General features: G+C 70.7%; 22 protein-coding genes. 8 read left to right on the top strand and 14 right to left on the bottom strand.

All coding sequences use genetic code 11. The annotated features are described in order from the left end of the window. Both ACF07S_RS14605 and ACF07S_RS14600 read left to right on the top strand, forming a co-directional pair. Nucleotides 1-654, top strand: a complete 654-nt coding sequence (locus ACF07S_RS14605) for a GntR family transcriptional regulator (RefSeq protein ID WP_391962695.1) — start codon at nucleotides 1-3, stop codon at nucleotides 652-654. After that, on the top strand, nucleotides 651-1,961 hold the full coding sequence (locus tag ACF07S_RS14600; RefSeq protein ID WP_391974302.1) for a nitrate/nitrite transporter: 1,311 nt from the start codon (nucleotides 651-653) through the stop codon (nucleotides 1,959-1,961). The genes ACF07S_RS14605 and ACF07S_RS14600 overlap by 4 nt, the downstream gene beginning before the upstream one ends. Before the next feature lie 200 nt (nucleotides 1,962-2,161). On the opposite strand, the gene ACF07S_RS14595 is transcribed toward ACF07S_RS14600, so the two are convergent. Beyond that, the gene (locus ACF07S_RS14595) at nucleotides 2,162-2,986 is read right to left on the bottom strand and encodes a maleylpyruvate isomerase family mycothiol-dependent enzyme (RefSeq protein ID WP_391962697.1); all 825 of its coding nucleotides are present in this window, start codon (nucleotides 2,984-2,986) and stop codon (nucleotides 2,162-2,164) included. A 220-nt stretch (nucleotides 2,987-3,206) separates the two neighbouring features. On the opposite strand from ACF07S_RS14595, the gene ACF07S_RS14590 reads away from it, so the two are divergent. After that, nucleotides 3,207-4,001 (top strand): carbon-nitrogen family hydrolase, encoded by a 795-nt coding sequence (locus ACF07S_RS14590; protein WP_391974301.1) that lies wholly within the window; start codon nucleotides 3,207-3,209, stop codon nucleotides 3,999-4,001. Nucleotides 4,002-4,429: 428 nt separating this feature from the next. On the opposite strand, the gene ACF07S_RS14585 is transcribed toward ACF07S_RS14590, so the two are convergent. From ACF07S_RS14585 to ACF07S_RS14570, 4 genes are all read right to left on the bottom strand, one after another. Further along, nucleotides 4,430-4,927: an LURP-one-related/scramblase family protein gene (locus ACF07S_RS14585; protein WP_391962699.1), complete on the bottom strand. Its 498-nt coding sequence runs from the start codon at nucleotides 4,925-4,927 to the stop codon at nucleotides 4,430-4,432. Nucleotides 4,928-5,129: 202 nt separating this feature from the next. Beyond that, nucleotides 5,130-5,384: a DUF6458 family protein gene (locus ACF07S_RS14580; RefSeq protein ID WP_391962700.1), complete on the bottom strand. Its 255-nt coding sequence runs from the start codon at nucleotides 5,382-5,384 to the stop codon at nucleotides 5,130-5,132. Between the two features lie 146 nt (nucleotides 5,385-5,530). Continuing rightward, a complete protein-coding gene (locus ACF07S_RS14575; protein WP_391974300.1) occupies nucleotides 5,531-6,856 on the bottom strand; it encodes a M18 family aminopeptidase in 1,326 nt (441 codons plus the stop codon). Nucleotides 6,857-7,031: 175 nt separating this feature from the next. Then, entirely contained in the window at nucleotides 7,032-8,858 is a 1,827-nt protein-coding gene (locus tag ACF07S_RS14570) for an acyl-CoA dehydrogenase (RefSeq protein WP_391962702.1), read from the bottom strand. Between the two features lie 172 nt (nucleotides 8,859-9,030). Here ACF07S_RS14570 and ACF07S_RS14565 point away from each other — a divergent pair, with 172 nt between their 5' ends. Beyond that, nucleotides 9,031-9,498: an SseB family protein gene (locus ACF07S_RS14565; RefSeq protein WP_391963046.1), complete on the top strand. Its 468-nt coding sequence runs from the start codon at nucleotides 9,031-9,033 to the stop codon at nucleotides 9,496-9,498. A 289-nt stretch (nucleotides 9,499-9,787) separates the two neighbouring features. Continuing rightward, nucleotides 9,788-10,780 carry a pirin family protein gene (locus tag ACF07S_RS14560; protein ID WP_391962703.1) on the top strand — a complete coding sequence of 331 codons (993 nt, stop codon included), beginning with the start codon at nucleotides 9,788-9,790 and terminating at the stop codon, nucleotides 10,778-10,780. 215 nt (nucleotides 10,781-10,995) lie between these two features. Here ACF07S_RS14560 and ACF07S_RS14555 read toward each other — a convergent pair whose 3' ends face one another. Next, entirely contained in the window at nucleotides 10,996-13,119 is a 2,124-nt protein-coding gene (locus tag ACF07S_RS14555) for a SpoIIE family protein phosphatase (protein WP_391974299.1), read from the bottom strand. Nucleotides 13,120-13,275: 156 nt separating this feature from the next. Here ACF07S_RS14555 and aspS point away from each other — a divergent pair, with 156 nt between their 5' ends. After that, the gene (aspS, locus tag ACF07S_RS14550; protein ID WP_391962705.1) at nucleotides 13,276-15,039 is read left to right on the top strand and encodes an aspartate--tRNA ligase; all 1,764 of its coding nucleotides are present in this window, start codon (nucleotides 13,276-13,278) and stop codon (nucleotides 15,037-15,039) included. A gap of 397 nt (nucleotides 15,040-15,436) precedes the next feature. Here the strand turns inward: aspS and ACF07S_RS14545 are convergent, their stop codons facing one another. The 4 genes from ACF07S_RS14545 to ACF07S_RS14530 all read right to left on the bottom strand — a co-directional run bounded on the left by ACF07S_RS14545 (nucleotide 15,437) and on the right by ACF07S_RS14530 (nucleotide 17,990). Further along, nucleotides 15,437-15,598 carry a hypothetical protein gene (locus tag ACF07S_RS14545; RefSeq protein WP_391962706.1) on the bottom strand — a complete coding sequence of 54 codons (162 nt, stop codon included), beginning with the start codon at nucleotides 15,596-15,598 and terminating at the stop codon, nucleotides 15,437-15,439. A 137-nt stretch (nucleotides 15,599-15,735) separates the two neighbouring features. Continuing rightward, a complete protein-coding gene (locus ACF07S_RS14540; RefSeq protein WP_391974298.1) occupies nucleotides 15,736-16,179 on the bottom strand; it encodes a TetR family transcriptional regulator C-terminal domain-containing protein in 444 nt (147 codons plus the stop codon). A 262-nt stretch (nucleotides 16,180-16,441) separates the two neighbouring features. After that, the gene (locus ACF07S_RS14535; RefSeq protein ID WP_391974297.1) at nucleotides 16,442-17,344 is read right to left on the bottom strand and encodes a hypothetical protein; all 903 of its coding nucleotides are present in this window, start codon (nucleotides 17,342-17,344) and stop codon (nucleotides 16,442-16,444) included. A gap of 214 nt (nucleotides 17,345-17,558) precedes the next feature. Beyond that, a complete protein-coding gene (locus tag ACF07S_RS14530; protein WP_391974296.1) occupies nucleotides 17,559-17,990 on the bottom strand; it encodes an ATP-binding protein in 432 nt (143 codons plus the stop codon). A 153-nt stretch (nucleotides 17,991-18,143) separates the two neighbouring features. Here ACF07S_RS14530 and ACF07S_RS14525 point away from each other — a divergent pair, with 153 nt between their 5' ends. Then, a complete protein-coding gene (locus ACF07S_RS14525) occupies nucleotides 18,144-19,019 on the top strand; it encodes a helix-turn-helix domain-containing protein (RefSeq protein WP_391974295.1) in 876 nt (291 codons plus the stop codon). Continuing rightward, nucleotides 19,016-19,225 carry a DUF397 domain-containing protein gene (locus ACF07S_RS14520; RefSeq protein ID WP_391962711.1) on the top strand — a complete coding sequence of 70 codons (210 nt, stop codon included), beginning with the start codon at nucleotides 19,016-19,018 and terminating at the stop codon, nucleotides 19,223-19,225. The genes ACF07S_RS14525 and ACF07S_RS14520 overlap by 4 nt, the downstream gene beginning before the upstream one ends. A 75-nt stretch (nucleotides 19,226-19,300) precedes the next feature. On the opposite strand, the gene ACF07S_RS14515 is transcribed toward ACF07S_RS14520, so the two are convergent. The 4 genes from ACF07S_RS14515 to ACF07S_RS14500 all read right to left on the bottom strand — a co-directional run bounded on the left by ACF07S_RS14515 (nucleotide 19,301) and on the right by ACF07S_RS14500 (nucleotide 23,842). Next, nucleotides 19,301-20,203: a hypothetical protein gene (locus ACF07S_RS14515; RefSeq protein ID WP_391974294.1), complete on the bottom strand. Its 903-nt coding sequence runs from the start codon at nucleotides 20,201-20,203 to the stop codon at nucleotides 19,301-19,303. Between the two features lie 65 nt (nucleotides 20,204-20,268). After that, nucleotides 20,269-20,634: a PH domain-containing protein gene (locus ACF07S_RS14510; RefSeq protein WP_391974293.1), complete on the bottom strand. Its 366-nt coding sequence runs from the start codon at nucleotides 20,632-20,634 to the stop codon at nucleotides 20,269-20,271. A gap of 121 nt (nucleotides 20,635-20,755) precedes the next feature. Beyond that, a complete protein-coding gene (metG, locus tag ACF07S_RS14505; RefSeq protein WP_391962714.1) occupies nucleotides 20,756-22,372 on the bottom strand; it encodes a methionine--tRNA ligase in 1,617 nt (538 codons plus the stop codon). Nucleotides 22,373-22,486: 114 nt separating this feature from the next. Then, nucleotides 22,487-23,842, bottom strand: a complete 1,356-nt coding sequence (locus tag ACF07S_RS14500) for a VWA domain-containing protein (RefSeq protein WP_391974292.1) — start codon at nucleotides 23,840-23,842, stop codon at nucleotides 22,487-22,489. Between the last annotated feature and the right edge of the window lie 235 nt (nucleotides 23,843-24,077).

Here is a 24,077-nt window from a genome sequence, read left to right as displayed (position 1 = left end):
ATGAGCCTGGCCGCCGTGAGGCAACCCCCCGCCGCCGACCGCGTCTACAGCCATGTCAAGCAGGGCGTCCTGGACCGCCGCTACGAGGGCGGGACGCTGCTCACCGAGGGGGAGCTGGCCGAGGCCGTCGGGGTGTCGCGCACTCCCGTGCGGGAGGCGCTGCTGCGGCTACAGGCGGAGGGGCTGATCAAGCTCTACCCGAAGAAGGGCGCCCTCGTCCTGCCGGTCTCCGCGCAGGAGATCGCCGACGTCGTGGAGACGCGGCTGCTGGTCGAGGAGCACGCGGTCCGCAAGGCCGTGCCCGCGCCGCCCGGCCTCATCGAGCGCCTGGAGCGGCTGCTCGCCCGGCAGCGGGAGCAGGCCGCCGCCGGCGACTTCGCCGCGGCCGCCGTCACCGACCGGTGCTTCCACGCCGAGATCGTCCGCAGCGGCGGCAACGAGATCCTCTCCCGCCTCTACGACCAGCTCCGCGACCGCCAGCTGCGCATGGGTGTCGCCGTGATGCACTCCCACCCCGACCGCACCGCCAAGACCCTCGCCGAGCACGGGGAGATCCTGGAGGCGATGCGCTCCGGCGATCCGGAGGCGGCCGTCGCCGTCGTCCACCGGCACGTCGGCTGGTTCTCCCACCTGGCCCGGGGCGAGGTGCGGTGAGCGCAGCGCGTACGGTCCCCGGCACCCTGCCCGGGGACCCACCCGGTGGACGGCGCGCCCTCCTCGTGTGGGGCGTCGGCGTCTCGGTCTACTTCGTCGCCGTCATCTTCCGCACCTCGCTGGGCGTGGCCGGCCTCGACGCCGTCGACCGCTTCGGGGTGGGCGCCTCCGCCCTGTCCACCTTCTCCATCCTCCAGCTGCTGGTCTACGCGGGCATGCAGATACCCGTCGGGCTGCTGGTCGACCGGCTCGGCACCAAGAAGGTGCTGGGCATCGGCGCCGTGCTGTTCACGGCGGGACAGCTGGGGTTCGCGTTCTCCCCGTCGTACGGCACGGCGCTCGCCTCGCGCGCGCTGCTCGGCTGCGGGGACGCGCTGACGTTCATCAGCGTGCTGCGGCTGGGCACCCGCTGGTTCCCGGCCCGGCGCGGGCCCCTGATCGCGCAGATGGCGGGGCTGGTCGGGATGGCGGGCAACCTCGTCTCCACGCTGGTCCTGGCCCGGCTGCTGCACGGCATCGGCTGGACGGCGGCGTTCGCGGGCAGCGCGTTCGCCGGCGCCGTGGTGTTCGTGCTGCTGGTGCTGTTCCTGAAGGACCACCCCGAGGAGCACGAACCGGAGCCCGTCCCGCACCGGGGGGCCGCGTACGTCCGCCGGCAGATCGCCGCCTCCTGGCGGGAGCCGGGCACCAGGCTCGGGCTGTGGGTGCACTTCACCACCCAGTTCCCGGCGATGGTGTTCCTGCTGCTGTGGGGCATGCCGTTCCTGGTCGAGGCGCAGGGGCTGTCCCGGGCGGTCGCCGGTGAGCTGCTCACCCTCGTCGTGCTGTCCAACATGGCCGTCGGACTCGTCTACGGCCAGATCATCGCCCGGCACCACGGGGCGCGGCTGCCGCTGGCGCTCGGGACGGTGGGCGCGACGGCGCTGCTGTGGGCCGCGACCCTGGCCTACCCGGCCGATACGGCGCCGATGTGGCTGCTGGTGGTGCTGTGCGCGGTGCTGGGGGCCTGCGGGCCTGCGTCGATGATCGGGTTCGACTTCGCCCGGCCGGCGAATCCGCCGGAGCGGCAGGGGACGGCGTCCGGAATCACGAACATGGGGGGCTTCGTGGCCTCCATGACGACGCTGTTCGCGATCGGTGTGCTGCTGGACGCGACCGGGGACGACTACCGCGTCGCCTTCTCGGCGGTGTTCGTGCTCCAGGCGCTGGGTGCCGCGCAGATCCTGCGGTTGCGGAGGCGGGCGGCGCGCAGGGAGCGGGAACGGCTGGTCGCGAGCCGGGTGTCTTCGGTGCACGTGCCCGTGTAGTGGCCCGGGCCCGGGGCCGGCGTCGGGTGGGGCGGGGCCCGGCGCTCACGGGGTGCCTCGTGCCTCCCCCGAGCGCTCCGCGCTCCCGCGGGGACCCCGGCGCCCGCCCTCCCCCGAGTCCCTGGCCGAGCGGCGGATCCCCGACGCCCTCGGGGCCGCCTCCCAAGCCCGCGGCACGGGGGAGGCACGGCTGCCCGCGGCTAGGGAGTCACCGCGAAGTGCCGCAGGATGGCCGCCGTCAGGTCCGGGTCACCCTCCGTCTTCACGCGGTCCGCCACCGCCTCCGGTGTCACCCGGCCGCAGGCCAGGCGGACGTAGGTCTCCCAGTCCAGGGCGAGGGTGGCGGCGGGGCCGAGCGCCGGTGCCGTCTCCAGCGTGCCGCGGCCCTGGATGTCGACGCGGATCGTGCGCAGGAACTCCACCGGACCGTGCACGTCGATGACCACGGCCGAGCTGCGCGGGGCCTGCGCGAGCTCGGCCACCACCCGCGGCAGCTCGGCGAGCAGCACGTCACGGGCGACGTGCGCGCCGGGGGAGTCGAGGTTGCCGGGGTGGCCGAGGGCGGTGCGCAGATCCTGCTCGTGCGCCCACACGTCGAACGCGTGCCGGCGCATGGACTCCTCCAGCGTGAGCTCCGTGCCGAGCGGGCCGCGCACCATGGCGTCCGGGGCGCGGTTGTCGTTCCGCAGCTGGCGGTTGCGGCGGATGATCATGAGTTCCAGCTCGGAGGTCATCTCCGGCGCCGTGTGGTGGCGGCGCACGTCGACCTGCATCTCCATGTACCGCTGGTGGTCGTTGATGACGTGGAACAGGTCGCGCGGCAGCGTGTGGATGGGGCGCGGGTCGCCGTACATCTCGGAGTCCAGGCCGATGACGTGCGAGACCACGTCACGGACCGACCACCCCGGGCACGGTGTGCGCCGGTTCCAGTCGGCCTCCGGGAGCCGCTGCACCAGCTCGGATATCGCCTCGATGGAGTGGGTCCAGGCGTCGGCGTAGGGCTGGAGGGTGGGATGCAGACTCACGGAAACGGGACCCCTCGGCGGTCGGTTCACGGGCAGGTGGTGGCGGCGGTGCCAGTGGGTGGCGGCTGCACTCGGCGGGTGTCTTGTGACTCCCCCAGGTTCTCGGCTGCGCTCGAACAGGGGGACCCCCAAGTTACGCTGCTGTGAGGCACCCCGGCAGTGCTTTCGTGTGACGATCGTAGGCCCGTACGCGCGGGCCGAATGCCAGGACGGTGGTAGTGTGCGCGCCTCTTTGGTCCAAGTAGCCGTGAACGAGGGCGAATCGGTCGCGTCCCGCCGGCGCCGGATCGCCGCTTCGGTGAGGGAACAGGCCGGTGCCGACCTCGTCGTGCTTCCGGAGCTGTGGACCACGGGTGCCTTCGCCTACGAGCGGTTCGCCGACGAGGCGGAACCGCTGGAAGGGCCGACCTGCGAGGCGATGGCCAAGGCCGCGAGCGACGCGGGCGTGTGGCTGCACGCCGGATCCATTCCCGAGCGTGACCCGGACGGGACGCTCTACAACACCTCGCTCGTCTTCTCCCCCTCCGGTGAGCCGGTCGCCGCCTACCGCAAGATCCACCGCTTCGGCTTCGACAAGGGCGAAGCCGTGCTGATGGGAGCGGGCGACACACTGGTGACAGTCCCTCTGCCGCACACCGTCCTGGGTGTGGCGACCTGCTACGACCTCCGTTTCCCCGAACTCTTCCGCGGCCTCGTCGACGCCGGCGCCGAGACCCTCGTCGTCCCGGCGGGCTGGCCGGAGCGCCGCCGGTCCCACTGGACGCTGCTGGCGCGGGCGCGGGCGGTGGAGAACCAGTCGTTCGTCCTCGCGTGTGGGACGGCAGGGACGCACGCGGGGGTTCCCCAGGCGGGCCACTCGATCGTGGTCGATCCGTGGGGCGAGGTGCTGGCCGAGGCCGGCGCGGGCGAGGAAGTGCTCACGGTGGAGTTCGACCCGGGCACGGTCGCGGGCACCCGCGAACGCTTCCCGGCCCTCAAGGACCGCGTCCTGGGCCTGGACCGCCCCCACCGCTAGCCCCCAGCGCTAGCTCCCACCGCCGGCCGTCCGGGCGGGCCCGTCCCGAAAGCCGGTCCCGGCGTCCACCCCGCCCGTCGCCGGAAGGCGGACATCACCGCGAGGAGCGTCACCCCGATGAACGTGGCGAACCACTGCCACGAGCCCCGGGCGAGCGCGAACGTCAGCACCGCGGCGAGTCCGATGCCGATGACCCCGGGAGCGGGGACGTCCTCGCGTGCCGCGCCGGACGCAGGCCTCGAGGTGACTTAGGGGCCGGTATTGGGTCACGGGCCTCTCCTGCGGGTGGAGGCCCCCGCATCCGCCGCGGGGCGCCCGCGGCCCCGGGTGCCCTGCCGTACGGGTCCGGCGCCCCGCCCGGACGGCCCGCACCCGGTCGGCCGCGCGGGCCCACCGGCCGGAGCGCGCCCGGCCGCCTCCCGGCCCCGCTAGTGGTCCTCCCGCTCCTTCTCCGCCAGGTGGATCACGCACACGGCCACCGCGATCAGCAGTGCCGGGTCCGCGTCCTCCCGTACGACGTCGATGCCGTACGTCTCCCGGACGCGCAGCAGGCGGCGGGAGATCACGGCGAGCAGCTCGCCGTCGTACTCGACGGCGAACTCCCGGTCGAGGATCCGGCCGCTGACGTCGAGCTCGGTGCTGCCGTCGGCCAGGGACACCCGGTAGTGGTGGCGCAGCAGGGACAGCCGCTTGCGCCGGATCGTCGCCAGCGGTTCCCCGTCCCGCTCGATCACCATGGTGTCGCGCAGGGCGAACATCTTCTGGCGGATGTCGACGAGGACACGGCCCTCGGTGTCCTTCAGCTCGAAGGTGTCGCGCAGCCGCATGGCCTTGCCGTCGACGAGGAAGACCTTGTTGCCGTGGTCGTCCTCGATCCAGTAGTCGTCCCCGATCCCGAGGATCCGGTCGTACACGAGGAATCTCATGACCTGAGCGCTTCCCCGGCAGCCGTTCCCCGATGCCCCGGGTAAGCCGCCCGGGGCATCGGGAATGACGGGATCCTGGATTGTGCTCCCGGTGGGCTCCCGGGACGTCGGCGGGCATCCGTCCCCGGCTGCCCCGGACGGCATTCGCCTGTCCGGAGCAGTCCTGAGCCGGGGAGACGCTGTCACAGCGGGGAGCGTGCTGTCACACGCCGTATCCGTCGCCGTAGCCGTCGCGGGTGTGGTGGGTCCGGGTGGGGTCGTCCACGACCGGTGCGGCGGGGGGTACGACGACCCGCCGGCGCCGGGCGATGCTGCTGAAGGTCGCGACGCCGATCAGACCGACGATCATGAAGATGACGCCGACGAGGTCAAGGTTGACACCCTGCATGTCCCAGTCGGTCGCGAACGTGAGGATTGCTCCCACGGCGATGAGGATGATGCATCCGCCGAGGCCCATGGTGTCGCCTCCCTGTCCGGTGGTTCCGGTGGACTCCGGGTACCCGGGCGGACGGTTCCCATGCGCGGTCCGGGAGTTGACACGCCGACAGACCGGTGCCGGAACCCGCGGGGCGGAGCGCCTCGCGGCGTCCGCCCGTGCCCGCCTCAGCTCGCTGCGGACGACTGCTCCGCCTGTCCCCCGAGGAACGCCACGAGGGCGTTGGCCAGCAGGAACGGGTCCTGTGCGCCGCAGAGTTCGCGTGCGCTGTGCATCGACAGGATGGCCACGCCGATGTCGACGGTCCGGATGCCGTGCCGGGCCGCGGTGATCGGGCCGATGGTGGTGCCGCACGGCATCGCGTTGTTGGAGACGAAGGACTGGAAGGGGACGCCCGCCTTCTCGCAGGCCGCGGCGAACACCGCCCGGCCCGAACCGTCGGTGGCGTAGCGGTTGTTGACGTTGACCTTGAGAATCGGGCCGCCGTCGACGCGCGGGTGGTGGGTGGGGTCGTGCCGTTCCGCGTAGTTGGGGTGGACGGCGTGGCCGGTGTCGGAGGAGAGGCAGACGGTGCCGGCGAAGGCGCGGGCCCGGTCCTCGTACGACCCTCCGCGCGCGAACACCGAGCGTTCCAGGACGCTGCCGAGCAGCGGGCCGTCCGCCCCGGTGTCGGACTGGGAGCCGTTCTCCTCGTGGTCGAAGGCGGCGAGGACGGGGATGTACGGCAGGTCGGAGCCGCGTCCGGCCACGGCGGCGAGCGCGGCCGTACCGGCGTGCACCGAGAGCAGGTTGTCCATGCGCGGGCCGGCCACCAGATCGCGGTCGCGGCCCAGGTAGGCGGGCGGCTCGACGGAGTGCACCATCAGGTCCCAGCCGGCGACCGCGCCGGACTCCAGGCCCGCGGTCTCCTCCAGGAAGGCGATGAGGTCGCCGTCGCGCACGTCGTCGCCCAGACCCCAGACGGGCTGCGTGTGCCGCTGCTTGTCGAGCTTCAGGCCGTCGGCGTTGACCGAGCGGTCCAGGTGGATGGCGAGCTGGGGAATCCGCAGCAGGGGCCGGTCGACGTCGACCAGGCGGGTGGACCCGTCGCGCAGGGTCAGCCGGCCGGCCAGGCCCAGGTCGCGGTCGAGCCAGGAGTTGAGCAGCGGACCGCCGTAGATCTCCACGGCCAGCTGGCGCCAGCCGTGCGCTCCGCTGTCCGGGCGGGGCTTCACGCGCAGGTTGGGGGAGTCGGTGTGGGCACCGACGATCCGGAAGGGCGTGTGTGTGCCGACGCCCTCGGGGACGTACCAGGCGATGACCGCACCGCCGCGCAGCACGTACCTGCCGCCGGCGGCCCCGTCCCAGGCGTCCGTCTCCGCGACCTGCCGGAAGCCCGCCTTCTCCAGCCGCTCGGCGGCGTTCGCCACGGCGTGGTACGGCGTGGGACTGGCCGCGAGGAAGGACATGAGGTCGTCGGTGTGGCCGCGGTCGAAGCGGGGAGGTTCGCTCATGGGTTCACCTTAACGAGGGAGAGGGCCCGCTTCCCGGTGCGGGGAGCGGGCCCTCTCGGGGCTCGGACGTCCGGACGAGGAGGCCCGTGCGGCCCGGACGGGGGGTCCCTGCGGGATCCGTGCGGGCGGGCCCCCGCGGGTCCGTGCGGGTGACCTCGTGCGGTGCGGGGTGGTCCTAGAACGCCGCCTCGTCCAGTTCCATCAGGTCCGTTCCGACGCCCTCGGCGATCTTGCGGGCCAGGGTGACGCCGGGCAGGACGTTCGCCGCGAAGAACTTCGCCGCGGCGATCTTGCCGGTGTAGAAGGCCCGGTCCTTGGCGGAGGCCGTCTCCAGCTTCTCGGCGGCGATCGCGGCGCCCTTCAGGAGCAGGTAGCCGACGACCACGTCACCGGAGGCCATCAGCAGGCGGGTGGTGTTCAGACCCACCTTGTAGATGTTCTTGACGTCCTGCTCGGTGGCCGCGAGGTCGGTGAGCATCAGGCCGACGACGGCCTCCAGCTCGACGGCCGCCTTGGCCAGGTGCTCGCGGGCGCCGGCCAGCTCCTCGCCGCCGGTGCCGAGCGCGAGGAACTTCTTGATGTCCTCGGCGAGGGAGTTCAGCGCGGCGCCCTGGTTGCGGACGATCTTCCGGAAGAAGAAGTCCTGGCCCTGGATCGCGGTGGTGCCCTCGTAGAGGGTGTCGATCTTGGAGTCCCGGATGTACTGCTCGATCGGGTACTCCTGGAGGAAGCCGGAGCCGCCGAAGGTCTGGAGCGACTGGGCGAGCAGCTCGTAGGCCTTCTCGGAGCCGTAGCCCTTGACGATCGGCAGGAGCAGGTCGTTGAGGGCGTGCTCGGCGGAGGCGTCCTCGCCGTTCGCCTCCTTGACCTGGATCTCGTCCTGGATCGACGCGGTGTACATCACCAGCGCGCGCATGCCCTCCGCGTACGCCTTCTGCGTCATCAGCGAGCGGCGCACGTCCGGGTGGTGGGTGATGGTGACCTTGGGGGCCGTCTTGTCCATGAAGTCGGCCAGATCGGGGCCCTGGACGCGCTCCTTGGCGTACTCCAGGGCGTTGAGGTAGCCCGTGGAGAGGGTGGAGATCGCCTTCGTGCCGACCATCATGCGGGCGAACTCGATGATGCGGAACATCTGGCGGATGCCGTCGTGCTTGTCGCCGATCAGCCAGCCCTTGGCGGGGTGCCTGTCACCGAAGGTCATCTCGCAGGTGTTGGAGGCCTTCAGGCCCATCTTGTGCTCGACGTTCGTGGCGTAGACGCCGTTGCGCTCACCCAGCTCGCCGGTCTCGAAGTCGAAGAGGTACTTCGGGACGAGGAAGAGGGACAGGCCCTTGGTGCCGGGTCCGGCGCCCTCGGGACGGGCCAGCACGTAGTGGAGGATGTTCTCCGACATGTCGTGCTCACCGGAGGTGATGAAGCGCTTCACGCCCTCGATGTGCCAGGAGCCGTCCTCCTGCCGGACCGCCTTGGTGCGGCCGGCGCCGACGTCCGAGCCGGCGTCCGGCTCGGTGAGCACCATGGTGGAGCCCCACTGCTTCTCGACGGCGATCCGCGCGATGTGCTTCTGGACCTCGTTGCCCTCGTCGAAGAGGATGCCCGCGAAGGCCGGGCCGGAGGAGTACATCCACACGGCCGGGTTGGCGCCGAGGATCAGCTCCGCGTAGGCCCAGATCAGGGAGCGGGGCGCGGTGGTTCCGCCGATCTCCTCGGGCAGGCCCAGGCGCCAGTACTCGGAGTCCATGAAGGCCTGGTAGCTCTTCTTGAAGGACGCCGGGACCGGCGCGGTGTTGGTCTCCGGGTCGAAGACCGGCGGGTTGCGGTCGGCGTCGGTGAAGGACGCGGCCAGCTCGTTCTCCGCGAGCCGGGTCAGTTCGTCGAGGACGCTCTTCGCGGTGTCGACGTCCATCTCCTCGAAGGGGCCCGTGCCGTACAGCTTGTCGCGCCCGAGTACTTCGAAGAGGTTGAACTCGATGTCGCGGAGATTCGACTTGTAGTGCCCCATGGCGACGGCTCCGTTAGAGAGGGATCGGCGAGGCACTGGCTCCTCGCAACTGATTCACGTGATTCGCGTACCGACAGGTAGCTACGATGATGCTACCCGTCGGTAATAAGAAGCAACCCCGAACGGGACATCTGTGACCCACCCCTCCCGCGGGGTCAGTAGTCTGTGCGGCATGTACGGCTACGACCAGAGCACAGGGGCACAGCAGGGGTACGTCCCGCCGCAGCAGCAGCAGATGCCGGGCGGGTACGGACAGCAGGCGCCGCTGTATCCCGAGCCGTCCGCGCCCTCGCTCGCCGACGCCGTGCGCGCGTTCACCACGGGGCAGATGGCGGCCGAGGACTTCCAGCAGGTCTTCGCCACGTCCAAGGTGTACTGCCCGCGCGGCGACAACCCCGGATTCCTCGCCCTGCACAACACCCAGCAGCCGGTGATCCCGATGTTCACCTCGCTCAAGGAGCTGCGGCGGTACGCGGGCAAGGAGTCCAAGTACTTCGTGATCACCGGCGCCGAGGTGATCGATCTGCTGCCGACCGGCTACGGCTTCGTCCTCGACATGGAGGGCGAGCACCGGATGGTGTTCGACGCGAAGGCCGTGGAACAGATGGTCGAGTTCGCGATGCGCCGCATGTACGGCTAGGCGTGTCGATCGGATCGGCTCGGCTCGGATTGATCGGATCGGATTGATCGGATCGGGCCAGATCTGATCGGACCGGATCGGGCCGGATCGATCGAGCCGGGTCGCGGAGGAGCGGTGGCGCCTCGTCGACGCCGGTGGCCCCGCGTCCGCGGCGCGATCCGAACGGCGGGGCCCGGCCGCCTCGCCTGCCGCCGAGAGCCCGGAGGGAATTCCCTCCGGGCTCTCGGCGTTCGGGGTGGCAGGAAGTTCAACGCTCAACTAAAGTGGGCGTAACCGAGGAGGTACCGACATGCCTGCAGTGACCGTCGAGAACCCGTTGACGCTGCCCCGTGTGACCGCGTCCGCCGATGCCGTGGCACGTCCCGTGCTCACCGTCACCACCGCTCCGAGCGGTTTCGAGGGCGAGGGCTTCCCGGTGCGACGGGCGTTCGCCGGGATCAACTACCGCCATCTCGACCCGTTCATCATGATGGACCAGATGGGCGAGGTGGAGTACCAGCCCGGGGAGCCGAAGGGCACCCCCTGGCACCCGCACCGCGGCTTCGAGACCGTCACCTACATCATCGACGGCATCTTCGACCACCAGGACTCCAACGGCGGTGGCGGCACCATCACCAACGGCGACACCCAGTGGATGACGGCCGGCGCGGGCCTGCTGCACATCGAGGCGCCGCCGGAGCACCTGGTGGTGTCCGGCGGGCTGTTCCACGGACTCCAGCTGTGGGTGAACCTCCCGGCCCGGGACAAGATGATGGCCCCGCGCTACCAGGACATCCGCAGCGGCAGCGTCCAGCTGCTCACCTCCCCCGACGGTGGCGCCCTGCTGCGCGTCATCGCCGGTGAGCTGGACGGGCACGAGGGCCCGGGCATCACGCACACGCCGATCACGATGATCCACGCGACGCTCGCGCCGGGCGCCGAGATCACCCTGCCCTGGCGGGAGGACTTCAACGCCCTCGCGTACGTCCTCGCGGGCCGCGGCAGCGTCGGCGCCGAGCGGCGCCCGGTCCACCTGGGCCAGACCGCCGTGTTCGGCGCGGGCTCCTCGCTGACCGTCCGCGCGGACGAGAAGCAGGACGCGCACACGCCGGACCTGGAGATCGTCCTTCTCGGCGGCCGCCCCATCCGCGAGCCGATGGCCCACTACGGCCCGTTCGTGATGAACACCAGGGAAGAGCTCCAGCAGGCCTTCGAGGACTTCCAGAAGGGCCGCCTCGGAACGGTCCCCGCCGTGCACGGGATGTCGGAGGGCGGACCGTCCGCCGGCAACGACGGCGCCTGAGGACTGCCCCGGGACCGGCAGTGGTCCCGGCCGCGGACGGACACGACGACGTCCGTCCGCGGCCGGGGCGTTCCGGCCGGGTCGTGGGTGAGGGGGAAGGGCGCCGGTGAGCGAGCGGCCTGCGGTACGTGCCGCCGGGCGGGCGGCTCCCGGACAGGGGATCCACTCGCGGGACGGGCCGGCCGGGGGTCAGGACCGGTGTACGCCCCGGCGGCTCAGCCGGACCCGGTCCGCTCCGTCTCGTACAGCTCGAACCAGAGGCTCTTGCCCTCGCCGCGCGGGGCGACGCCCCAGGCGTGCGCGAGGAGCTCGACCATGAGCAGGCCGCGTCCGGAGGACGCCAGCTCGCCAGGGCTGCGGACGTGCGGCAGGTCGTCGCAGGCGTCGGTCACCTCGACGCGTATCCGGCGGCCGTTCCCGCCGCCGGTCACCTCGGCGAGCAGCAGGGCATCGGTGTCGGTGTGCACGAGGACGTTGGTGAGCACCTCCGACAGCAGCAGCACCGCCGAGTCCACCTGGTCCGCCGAGGACCAGTCGTGCAGCAGCTCGCGCAGTTGCTGCCGGGCCACCGCGATCCGCTCGGGCTCGGCCTGCGCCACCGTCAGCATCGTGCGGCGCACCGGTGGCAGTGCCGTGTCCGACTCCGCGCCGCAGCCGCATCCCTCGCCCTTCCGGCACAGCAGCAGTACGGCGATGTCGTCCTCTCGGCGGTCGGCCAGCGGACCGGTGGTGTGGTGCGAGGAGGGGCCGTGCACCCCCTGCACCAGGGCGTCGGCCAGTTCCTCCTGGTCGCCCTTGTGTTCCTCGAGGATGCCGCGCAGGCGCTGCCAGCCGGTCTCCAGATCGTGACCGCCGGTCTCGATCAGCCCGTCCGTGCAGATCAGCAGGGTCTCACCGGGCTCCAGCGGCAGCCGGGTGGTGGGGTAGTCGGCGTCCGGGTCTATGCCCAGCGGCAGTCCGCCGGCCGTCGGGCGGGTCAGCACCGTGGCGTCGGCCAGCCGGATCATCGGATCCGGGTGCCCGGCGCGGGCGATCTCCAGCACCCCGCTGCCGGGATCGACCTCGACGTAGAGGCAGGTGGCGAAGCGTGTCTCGGCGGGGTCCGCCTCACTGATCCCGTGCAGGAAGCGGGAGGCGCGGGACAGGACGGCGTCGGGTCGGTGGCCTTCCGAGGCGTACGCCCGCAGCGCTATCCGCAGCTGGCCCATCAGCCCGGCGGCCCGCACGTCATGGCCCTGGACGTCCCCGATGACCAGCGCGAACCGCCCGCTCGGCAGCGGGATCACGTCGTACCAGTCGCCGCCGACCTGGAGGCCCCCGCCGGTGGGGACGTAACGGCCGGCGACGCTCATGCCCGGGATGCGCTGCGGGCCGAGTCTCGGCAGCATCGAGCGCTGCAGACCGTCGGTCAGCGCCCGCTCGTTCTCGGCCGTGCCCGCGCGGGACAGCGCCTGGGCCAGCATCCGCGCCACCGTGGTCAGCACGGAACGCTCGTCGGGGGTGAACGCGACCGGATGGGTGAAGGCCGCCAGCCAGGCGCCCATGGTGCGACCGGACGCGGTCAGCGGCAGGAACGCCCAGGACCGACGCCCGAAGCGCTGGGCGAGCGGCCAGGTGAGGGGGTAACGGGCCTCGTACTCCTCCGGGGAGGAGAGGTAGACCGCGCGTCCGGTGCGCACCACCTCGGCGGCCGGGTAGTCCGTGTCCAGCGGCATGGAGAAGGGGTTGTCGGCGCCGTGCTCGTGTCCGTGGTGGCCGACGACCGTGAGCCGGTCGCCCTCGACCCCGAACACGGCCAGCCCGTCCGGGGAGAAGCCGGGCATCGACAGGTTGGCCGCGACCCGCAGCACCTCCTGCGTCGACCGCGCCTCCGCCAGCGCCCGGCCCGCGTCGAGCAGGAACGCCTCCCGGGAGCGCCGCCGGTCGCCGGTGACCGCGCCGCTCCCGGCGGGCGTGCCCGGCGCCGGCTCGGTCACCTCGTGGAGGGTGCCGGTGAGGACGTACGCCTTGCGTACGCGGTCGTAGGCCGGTTTGAGGCGGCTGCGCACCACCCGGACGACCCGGTCCTGGCCGTCCATGATCCGGATGCGTACCTCGGCGAGGGTGCCCTCGATGACGGCGAGCTGGACCGAACCGGTGATCCCGTTCCAGTCCACGGGGTGCAGCCGGGCCCGGACCTGGGCCTCGGTGAGGGAGACCTGCTCGGGGGGCAGTCCGATCAGCCGTGCCGCCACGGCGTCGACCGTCACCAGCCCGGCCGCGGTGTCCCAGTGCCACAGGCCGGTGTCGAGGCCGGCGAGGACGTCCCCCAGGGCGGGCAGGGGCTCACCAGTACGCATTGCACCACTTTAGGAAGAGGGTGCCGAAAACTGCCACCCAAGTCGGACGCGCGCTCGATGGGTCATGACGGAGAAGCGATCGTGGGGTGGCCGGTAGGCTGGGGGGAGTTTCACGTGAAACAAAGACCCCGATCCGCGAAGGCTGGATGAACGACGATGCATCGGTACAGGTCCCACACCTGCGGCGAGCTCCGCGCCTCTGACGTCGGCACCGGCGTCCGGCTGAGTGGCTGGCTGCACAATCGGCGCGACCTGGGCGGCATCCTCTTCATCGATCTGCGCGATCACTACGGCATCACGCAGCTCGTGGCCCGCCCGGGCACGGAGGCCTACGAGGCGCTGGACAAGCTCTCCAAGGAGACGGTGGTCCGCGTCGACGGCGAGGTCGTCTCCCGTGGCACGGAGAACATCAACCCCGAGCTGCCGACCGGTGAGGTCGAGGTCGAGGTCTCCGCGGTCGAGGTGCTGGGCGCCGCCGCCCCGCTCCCCTTCACGATCAACACCGAGGACGGGGTCAACGAGGAGCGGCGTCTGGAGTACCGCTTCCTGGACCTGCGCCGCGAGCGCATGCACCGCAACATCCTGCTGCGCACGTCGGTCATCTCGGCGATTCGCCAGAAGATGACGGCGCTGGGCTTCAACGAGATGGCGACGCCGATCCTGAGCGCGACCTCTCCCGAGGGCGCCCGTGACTTCGTGGTCCCCTCGCGCCTCAACCCGGGCAGGTTCTACGCGCTGCCGCAGGCGCCGCAGCAGTTCAAGCAGCTGCTGATGATCTCCGGCTTCGACCGCTACTTCCAGATCGCGCCCTGCTTCCGTGACGAGGACGCCCGCGCGGACCGCTCGCCGGGCGAGTTCTACCAGCTCGACGTGGAGATGAGCTTCGTCGAGCAGGAGGACGTCTTCCAGCCGATCGAGAAGCTGATGACCGAGCTGTTCGAGGAGTTCGGCAACGGCCGTCATGTGACGTCGCCGTTCCCGCGGATCCCGTTCCGCGAGGCCATGCTGAAGTACGGCTCCGACAAGCCGGACCTGCGTGCCCGGCTGGAGCTCGTCGACATCACCGACGTCTTCGAGGGCTCGGAGTTCAAGGCGTTCGCCGGCAAGCACGTGCGCGCGCTGCCGGTGCCGGACGTCTCCGGCCAGCCCCGCAAGTTCTTCGACCAGCTCGGTGACTTCGCGGTCGCGCAGGGTGCGAAGGGTCTGGCGTGGGTGCGGGTCGGCGAGGACGGCTCGCTGAGCGGCCCGATCGCCAAGTTCCTGACGGAGGAGAACGTCGCGGAGCTGACCAAGCGCCTCTCGCTGGCCCCCGGCCACGCGGTGTTCTTCGGTGCGGGTGAGTTCGACGAGGTCTCGAAGATCATGGGCGCGGTGCGGGTGGAGGCCGCCAAGCGGGCCGGACACTTCGAGGAGAACGTCTTCCGCTTCTGCTGGATCGTCGACTTCCCGATGTACGAGAAGGACGAGGAGACCGGCACGATCGACTTCTCGCACAACCCCTTCTCGATGCCGCAGGGCGGCCTGGAGGCCCTGGAGACCCAGGACCCGCTGGACATCCTGGGCTGGCAGTACGACATCGTCTGCAACGGTGTCGAGCTGTCCTCCGGAGCGATCCGGAACCACGAGCCGGAGATCATGCTCAAGGCGTTCGAGATCGCGGGCTACGACCGCGAGACGGTGGAGGAGAAGTTCGCCGGCATGCTCCGCGCGTTCCGCTTCGGTGCCCCGCCGCACGGTGGCATCGCGCCCGGCGTCGACCGCATCGTCATGCTGCTGGCCGATGAGCCCAACATCCGCGAGACCATCGCCTTCCCCCTCAACGGCAACGCCCAGGACCTGATGATGGGCGCCCCGACCGAGCTGGACGAGTCCCGCCTGAAGGAACTCCACCTGACGGTGCGGAAGCCGCAGCCGAAGTAGGCCCGGCAGCAGGGAGGGGCCCGGAAGCGCACTGTGCTTCCGGGCCCCTTCGTAGCGCCGGGCCTTCTCCATCGGCTCTCCGTCAGGTGCTCGGCGGCCGGCGGAGAAGGCAGCCGGAGACGGGGCCGAGGGCCTCGTCGTCCAGGTGGATGCTGTCCGGCCGGTCGCGCCGTTCGACGGGGGCCGGCGCGGCTTTGCTCCGTGATGCCCGGCTGGCTGGCCGGCGAGGTAACCGGCGAACGAGACCGAGGCGTCGGCGAGATCGACAGGGCCGTCGACGCCTGGCGGGCAGGGCGGGAAGTAGCGGTGGCGGGCGGTCTGGAGCCGCGTGGTACGGGCGTCCGGATGCGGTGGGTGACCATGTTCGTGGTGCGGCCGGAGTGGTTCTTGGCGCCGATCAGCGTCTGTCCGAGCCTGGCGCCACCAGTTCCGGTTCGGCGGCAAGCAGGTTCAGTAGCGTTTCGCGTTCGTCGGCGTCGGCCCCGGCCGCAGCGACGGCGATCAGTAGCCCTGGCGCCGCATCAAGCCACGTTCGCGCTTTCCTGAGCTTGTTCTTCATGGTGTGAGCTCGCATGGCACCCGCGAACGTGCTCCCTCGTACGAGTGTTCCGGGGACGGCAACACGGCCTCCGTCCGATCCTGTGCTCCGTCACAGAGGCACTTGATCAGCAGTGGCGAGTTGAGGCACTCGAGCCGCTACCGGACGAGATGGCTCTCGATGTGGTCGATCACCACTGACACGGCCTGGCGGTAGGCGGTGCTCGACCGGCGGACCTGGGACAGCAGCATGCCGCCCTGGATGGCGGCCAGCAGTGCGGTGGCGAGCGCGGCGGTATCGGCACTCTCGTGCAGCTCGCCGCGTGCCTGCATGCGCGCGAGTCCCGACCTGATGGGTCCTTCCCACCGGTCGAAGGCGGCGACGAGGCCGGCCCGCGCAGACTGATCGCTGTCGGCGAGCTCGCTGGCGAGCGAGCCGATCTCGCAGCCGCCTTCGCATCCCCTGGCGTCCTGCCGGTCCCCTGCCCGGTCGCACCACTCGCGCAGGGCCTCGATGCTGTCCAGGCTGTCCAGCAGCGGACGCTGCCGGGCGAGCTGGGCGTCCGTCTTGCGGCATCGCCAGTCGCCGGACCCTTGTCGCACGCAAGCAGGACAGCGACCACCACTGTGATGACCCTCGCCGTGAAGCGGCCGGTCCGCGTAGCCCGCGCTCGGCCTCGCGGGGGTCGTCTCGAAAAAGCGCGCGCCTGCGCTCGCGCCGGCTGTCGCGGGTCGGAGTCGTACCTCCGGTTATCCGCGTGCCGGGGACGCACTTTCTTCGGACGGCGAGCGGTCCTTCCCGTCGGCCAGTCCGATGACGCGCATCCCCGGCAGTCAGCGCGGGAGTTCCCTCCGGCAGCCGTGACTACTCGTCTTCGAAGATCTCCACGGCCGTCGGGGCCGTGACGGCACGCCGGTGCCAGTGCCGCAGGATCTCCGGGTCGCCACAGCCGGTGATGCGTTCCCGGACCGCGTCGGGGACGTCGAGGCCGCGCACTTCCAGGATGTCCAGGACATCCTCGGCGGCGCGTCGCGCCTCGCCTTCGGCCCGGCCTTCGGCCCGGCCTTCGGCCCGGCCTTCGTCTCGGATTTCCTCGGAGAGGGGGGACTTGTAAAAGGAGAGGTCCACGGCCACCAGTTTCCTCCACAGTTGTGCGGCCGGGTGCTTGCCCAGGCCTTGTGCGACGAGTTCGATGATCGGGTCGGCGATGTTCTGCGGTGTGTCCCGCAGAACGTTCGTCATTGACTTGAGTATGGCCCCGGCGTCCGGATGCGTGGCGTGGGTGATCGCGGACAGCGTGGCGAGGGCGAGATCCTTGCGGACTTCGGCCGGATCGGTGATCACCGGCATGTTGTGCGGTCCCGCGACCAGAGGCCGCAGGGTCAGCAGGGGCCACTGACGGGGACCGAAGCTGACCTCGCGCGCGGCCCATTCCGCGGTGGCGCGGTCCTGGCAGACGACCAGCAGGAGCGGCTGCAGCCGGTACTTCGTGAGGAGGTACGAGGCGTAGTACGCCCAGCTGGCGGGCTTGTCCGGATCCTTCCGGCCCTGGGCCTCGACCGCGAGGAGCAGCGGATCACCGTCCTCCGTGTCCAGTCGCAGGAGGGTGTCCACGCGGCGTTCGACGGGGCTGGTCTCGGTGAGGTCGTTGGGCAGGACGGTGACCGAGGTGGGCGGGAGGAGCGGCAGTTTGGCCGTCAGGCGGTGGGCCAGGAAGGCGGCGGGCCGGACCAAGGGCTCCAGACTCCCGGCGGGGGCCGTTTGCATGTCTGAGGCCGTGTGCTGTGCTGAGCGTAGGGCTGACAACCCGTGACATATCCAGTCCAGTCGGTGATGTCCACTCGCGCGAGTGAGCGTGCGCCGTGGGCGGGAGGGGTGGGGCTTGGTGAAGTTTCTTTCTCTCCCGCGGTCCTTGGGAAAGACGGCCGACGGCACCGGAACACACGCGGTCGGGTTCCGGTGCCGGATCTGTTTCCACTGGTCAGGAGGGCGTTAGATCGATTTCCGCCCATACGGTCTTGCGGGGGACCGGTCCGAGCCGCACGCCCCAGCGGTCGGCGAGGGCCTCGACGAGGAGCAGGCCGCGTCCGGACTCGGCGTCGGGGGCGGGCACGCGGCGGTTCGGGAGGTCGTCACCGCGGGTGTCCGTGACCTCGATGCGGAGGGTCGCGTCGCGGTCCAGGAGGGCGAGGCGGAAGTCGCGTCCGGCGAGCCGGCCGTGGGTGGCGGCGTTCGCGGCGAGTTCGGCGACGAGGTGTTCGGCGGCCTCGGCGGCGCGGTGGGGCAGGTCCCGGTCGCGCATCCAGTCCGTGGCGAGCAGCCGGGCGAGGCGGGCGCCGCGGGGTGTGGGTGACAGGAGCACGCTGAAGTGGTCGGCGGGCGACAGAAGCTGGGTGGACTTTTCGCTGTTCACGTGACCGAGCGTGGCCGGATGAGCTTACCGTGAACAGTGACTGACTCGATACGTAGAGTGACTGTCGGAGCTTGTCGGCCGCTGTCCGAACCGTCGGAAACGGGCCTATGAGTACGGGTGTTACGGCACGGCGGTACGAAAGAGGAGTGCGGTATGTCGGTGGACGGCGAGGCGGTACGGCTCCGGACCGGGGAGGACGAGCCGGGGTGGGAGGTGGACCCGGACGACGAGTGGGGTGTGGCCGTTCTCGCCACGGTGGGGCGTCAGCTGAGGCTGCGGCGGGAGGCTGTGGGGATGCGGGTCGCCGACTTCGCAGCGGCGGTCAGGTACGGGGACGACCTCGTCTACAAGGTCGAGGGCGGCAAGCGGATTCCCCGGCAGGAGTACCTGGACAGGGCCGACGAGGTGTTGGACGCGGGCGGGCTCATCGCGGCGGCCTGGGAGGACGTGAAGAAGGTCCGGTATCCGAAAAAGGTTCGGGAACTGGGGAAGTTGGAGGGCAAGGCGGTTGAGATCGCTCTGTACGAGTGCCACATCATTCCTGGGTTGTTGCAGACGACGGAGCACGCGCGAGCGGTGATCGGGGCAGCGCAGCCCCCGTACTCGCCAGACGATGTGGAACGCATGGTGGCCGCTCGCCTGGCCCGGCAATCGGTCTTCGAACGCTCGCCCGCGCCGGCGCTCAGCTTCGTCCTGGAAGAGGGGGTCCTGCGGCGCCCTATCGGGGGCACAATGGTGTGGCGTCAGCAGCTTGAACGTCTGCTGGAGGTAAGTCGGTTGCACAATGTCGTGCTTCAGGTGATGCCGATGGACTGCGACACCCACTCTGGCCTAGACGGTCGGATCGAGCTGCTGAAGTTTCCGGACGGCACGGCTGTGGGGCGCTCGGACGGCGTGTTCAACGGCCGGACGATCACCGAACTCAAACACTTGCGCATCCTTGAGCTGCGGTATGGCACCATCCGGGCCCAGGCGCTCTCACCGCGGGAGTCGCTGGCCTTCATCGAACAACTGCTGGGAGAGACATGATCCGCAAGACCACTGCCGGGGATGCCTCCGAGCTGGCGTGGTTCAAGAGCAGTTACAGCGGCGGAAACGACGGCAACTCCTGCGTTGAGCTTGCTCTCACCCCCGGCGCCGTGCACGTCCGTGACTCCAAGAACGTCGACGGCCCCCGTCTGACGCTCGCGCCCGGCGCGTGGGCGGAGTTCGTGGCTTACGCCTCGGAACGCTGACTCGGCAACAACACGCGCCCCGCTTCTGGTTGTTATCGGGAGCGGGGCGCGTCGGCGTGGGCGGCTCGGTTGCGGTCAGGAGGCCGGCTTCTCCTCGGCGAAGAGGTCCTCGGCCGTGGTGGTCGTCAGCGAGCGGTCGAACCAGGCGGTGAGCGTGTCGAGGTCGGTGCAGGTGGTGATGCGTTCGCGGTCGTCGTCGGAGACGGTGAGCCCGCGTACCTTCAGGACGCGCAGGATGTCCTCGGCCTTGCTCTCGGCCCTGCCTTCGGCTACGCCCTTCAGGTACTTCTCCTCGAAGAGCGTCCTGTGTCCCGGGAAGTGGGTGACGACGTCCTGCATCAGCTTCCTCCAGTTCTTCCTGGTCGGCGTGGACTCCAGACCGACTTCCACCACCTCGAACCAGTACTTCGTGATGTCCGGCTCGAAGGACATGAGCCCGCGGGCGACCGTTTCCAGTATGGCGGCTGCCCTCCGGCTTTCGCTGTGAACGATGGCCGAGAGGGCCGCCAGCGCCGGCTGCCGGGCCACCACCGTCTCGTCGGTGACCTCCGGGACGGTCTGCGGGCCGAGCACGAACGGGCGGGTGACCTGGGTCGTCCAGGGATCCACGGTGCACTCGAAGGGGCCCGTCGCCCAGGACGCGGTGGACCGGTCGCGGCAGACCACGACCAGCAGCACGGGCAGGTCGTACTTCGCGTGCAGGTATGCGACGTAGTACGACCAGCTCTTCGCCTTGTCCGGGTCCTTCTTCGTCTGGGCCTCCACGGCCAGGACGAAGTGCTCGCCCACGTCGGGCTCGAACTTCAGCACCGTGTCCGCGCGGCGTTCCATCGGGCGGATCTCGGTGACATCGGGGGACAGCCCGTGGAAGTCCGTCTTCAGCGGCGGCGGCAGACCCAGTGCTTCGAAGACGGGTGCGAGGGCTTCCGGGTGCTCCTGGAAGAGCCGGTGGGAGGCCTCGTGTGTTGCGGTGACCATGAGCGCAAGACTGGCGCGCTCATGGCCCCTGCGTCTGGCATATGCGGCGCATTCACCCTTTCGGGTCAGCGGGCCACGAACTGGGTGAGGATGGCCTGGACCTCGTAGATGTCGACGCCCTTGGTGAAGGTCTTCTGGATGGGGGTTGGGGTGCCGGAGATCCAGATCTTGAGTTCGGCGTCGAGGTCGAAGGTGCCGGCGGTCTCCACCGCGAAGTGCGTGATGCTGCGGTACGGGACGGAGTGGTACTCCACCTTCTTGCCGGTGATGCCCTGCTTGTCGACCATGATCAGGCGGCGGTCGGTGAACAGGATGGTGTCGCGGATCAGCAGGAACGCGGCGTGCACCTGCTCGCCGTGGCCCAGCAGACGGGAGTAGTCCTGCTGTGCCTGCGCCGGGTCGACGGTGTGCGCGTTGCCGAAGAGTGCCATGGTGGTCCCCCCCCCCACGTGACGGGCGGCGGCCGGACGGCCGCCTTCACGTGATCTTCGCAAAGCGCGGGGCCCGGGAGAAGGTCTCGTCCTCTCCCGGGCCCCTGCTGTAGCCAGGGCGTTACGCGCTCGGCTTCTCCTCGAGACGCGGGAAGAGGACCGCGCCCTTGGTGACCGTGGAACCGACGGGCAGCAGGCCCCAGGTGCCGGCCTCCTGGACCCGCTGCTCGGCGAGGGCGCCGAGGGAGGCCTCCGCGCCGAGGGAGTCCCAGAGCTTCCGGGAGGTCTCCGGCATGACCGGGTTGAGCAGCACCGCGACCGCGCGGAGGGACTCCGCCGCGGTGTAGAGGATCGTCGCCAGGCGGGCCTTGCCCTCCGGCGAGTCGTCCTTGGCGACCTTCCAGGGCTCCTGCTCCGTGATGTAGCCGTTGACCTGCTTCACGAAGTCGAAGACGGCCAGGATGCCGCCCTGGAAGTCCAGTTCCTCGCCGATACGGCGGTCGGCCTCCGCGACCGCCTTCGCCATGCCGTCGTGGACCGCCCGCTCGGCGTCGCCGTCGGCCGTCGCCGCCGGCAGCTCGCCGCCGAAGTACTTGCCGACCATCGCCGCCACGCGGGAGGCGAGGTTGCCGTAGTCGTTGGCCAGCTCGCTGGTGTAGCGGGCGGAGAAGTCCTCCCAGGAGAAGGAGCCGTCCTGGCCGAAGGCGATCGCCCGCAGGAAGTACCAGCGGTACGCGTCCACGCCGAAGTGCGTGGTCAGGTCCTGCGGCTTGATGCCGGTCAGGTTGGACTTGCTCATCTTCTCGCCGCCGACCATCAGCCAGCCGTTGGCGGCGATCTTCCCGGGGAGGGGGAGACCCTGTGCCATCAGCATGGCCGGCCAGATGATCGCGTGGAAGCGGAGGATGTCCTTGCCGACCAGGTGGACGTCGGCGGGGAACGTCGACCCGAACTTCTCCGGGTTCTCGTTGTAGCCGACCGCGGTGGCGTAGTTCAGGAGCGCGTCCACCCACACGTAGATGACGTGCTTGTCGTCCCAGGGGACCGGGACGCCCCAGTCGAACGTCGAGCGGGAGATGGACAGGTCCTGCAGGCCCTGGCGGACGAAGTTCACGACCTCGTTGCGCGCGGACTCCGGCTGGATGAAGCCCGGGTTGGCCTCGTAGTGGGCGAGCAGTTTCTCGCCGTACTCGCTCAGCTTGAAGAAGTAGTTCTCCTCGCTGAGGATCTCCACCGGCTTCTTGTGGATCGGGCACAGCTTCTGGCCCGCCCACTCGCCCTCGCCGTCGAGCAGCTCGCCGGGGAGCTTGTACTCCTCGCAGCCCACGCAGTACGGGCCCTCGTAACCGCCCTTGTAGATCTCGCCCTTGTCGTACAGGTCCTGCACGAACTCCTGGACGCGGTCGGTGTGCCGCTTCTGCGTGGTGCGGATGAAGTCGTCGTTCGCGATGTCGAGGTGCTCCCACAGGGGCTTCCAGGCCTCCGTGACGAGCTTGTCGGCCCAGGCCTGCGGGGTGACCCCGTTCGCCTCGGCCGTGCGCATGATCTTCTGACCGTGCTCGTCCGTGCCGGTGAGGTACCACACCTTCTCGCCGCGCTGGCGGTGCCAGCGGGTGAGCACGTCGCCTGCGACGGTCGTGTAGGCGTGGCCCAGGTGAGGAGCGTCGTTGACGTAGTAGATGGGGGTCGAGACGTAGTACGCCTTCGCCCCCTGCTTCTCGGTTCCAGTGGCCGCCATGGGCGAAATCCTACTGGCCCCGCGGAGATCGACTCACCCGCGTTTCGGGGCGGGCGGGGCCGTACGGATCGTCCGTACGGCCCCGCCCGCCACCCCCGGTCGGCCGGGGCCGGGCTAGGGGCGCCAGGTGGCGAGCACGCCCTCGTACAGCTCCGTGTCCGTGAGCTCGCGGGGGGCGGGGCCCGCGTGGAAGAAGGACGCGTTGCCGGTCTTCAGCTTGCGGAGGTAGTCGAAGGCCTTGTTGTCGTGCTCGCCGAAGGCGACGAAGGAGAAGAACACGGTGGGGTGGTTCTTCGCCGCGTCGGTGAGGGACTGGGTGGCGGGGGTCTTCGCGTCGGGGGCGCCGTCCGTCTGGAAGACGACCAGGGCGGGGGTGCCCGCGGCTTCCTCGCCGTGGCGGGCGAGGACGGCCTCGACGGCGGCGTGGTAGCTGGTACGGCCCATGCGGCCGAGGCCGGCGTGCAGCTCGTCGATCTTGTTCTCGTGGTCGGTGAGGGTCAGCTCGCCGGTGCCGTCCAGTTCGGTGGAGAAGAAGACGACGTGGACGCTCGCCTCGGTGTCGAGGTGGGCGGCGAGGGCGAGGGTCTGCTCGGCGAGGGCCTGGGCGGAGCCGTCCTTGTAGTACGGACGCATGGACGCGGAGCGGTCGAGTACCAGGTAGACCTTGGCGCGGGTGCCGGTGAGGTCGCGCTGCCGGAGGGTGGTGGCGGCGGCGGTGTAGGCGGTGGTGAGGGTGGGGGGGACGTGTGCGGCGGCCGTGGCGGCGGCCGTGGGTTCGGCCTCGGCCTCGGCTTCGCCTTCGGCCGCGTTGTCGTTCCCACCCGCACCACCCGTGCGGGTCTCGTCGTCGGGTGCGGGTGGCCCCTGCGGGGCTTCCTCGCCGTCGGCGTCCTCGGCGGGGGTTTCGGCGGCTGCCTCGGGCAGCTCCTCGGGCTGGGGCTCGGCCTTGACGTCGGGCTCGGCCTTGACGTCGGCCTCGGGCTCGGCCTCGGCCGTGATCTCGGGTTCCGGTTCCGGCTCGGTCTTGGGTGCGGCTTCGGTCCCGGCCTCTGCCTCATGCGGGGTCTCGGTCTCCGCCTCGGGCTCCGTTTCGGCTGCCGGGGCGGCCTCGGTCTCCGGGGCGGAGGCCGGTTCCGGGGCCGTCCCGGTCTCCTGGGCCGCCTCGACCTGCGACGCCACCTCGGTCTCCGGGGCGGGCGTCGGCTCCGGGGCGGCCTGAGTTTCGGGGGCCGTCTCGGGCTCGGGGCCGGTCTCGGCCTCCGGGGCGGTCCCGGCCTGCGGGGACACCTCGTTCTCGGAGCCGGCGCCGGTCTCCGGCGTTGCCTCGGCCTCCGGGGCGGGTGCCGCCTCCTGCTTGGTCCCCGCTTCCGGGGTGGGTGCCGCTTCCGGCGTGGGCTTCGCCTTCGGCGTCGCGTCGGTTTCCGGCGTGGGCTTCGCCTCGGGCGTGGGCTCCTCGGTCTCCGGCGTCACGTCGGCTTCCGGGGTAGGTGCCGCTTCCGGCGTGGGCTTCGCCTTCGGCGTCACGTCGGCCTCCGGGGCGGGCGTCGGCTCCGGGGTGGACGAGGGCTTTTCGGCGGAAGGCTCAGGGGCCGGCTCCGTGGCCGTCGGAGGCTCCTCGGCCGGAGCCGCCGGAGCCGTCGAAGACACCGGGTCCGTCGAGGTCACCGGGTCCGTCGAGTCGGCCGGGTCCGCCGGAGTCGACGGG

The organism is Streptomyces sp. NPDC016640 (assembly GCF_043076215.1).
GTDB lineage: Bacteria > Actinomycetota > Actinomycetes > Streptomycetales > Streptomycetaceae > Streptomyces.
Note: the sequence above shows the minus strand (reverse complement) of the source record. Positions and strands in the feature narration are given on the sequence as shown.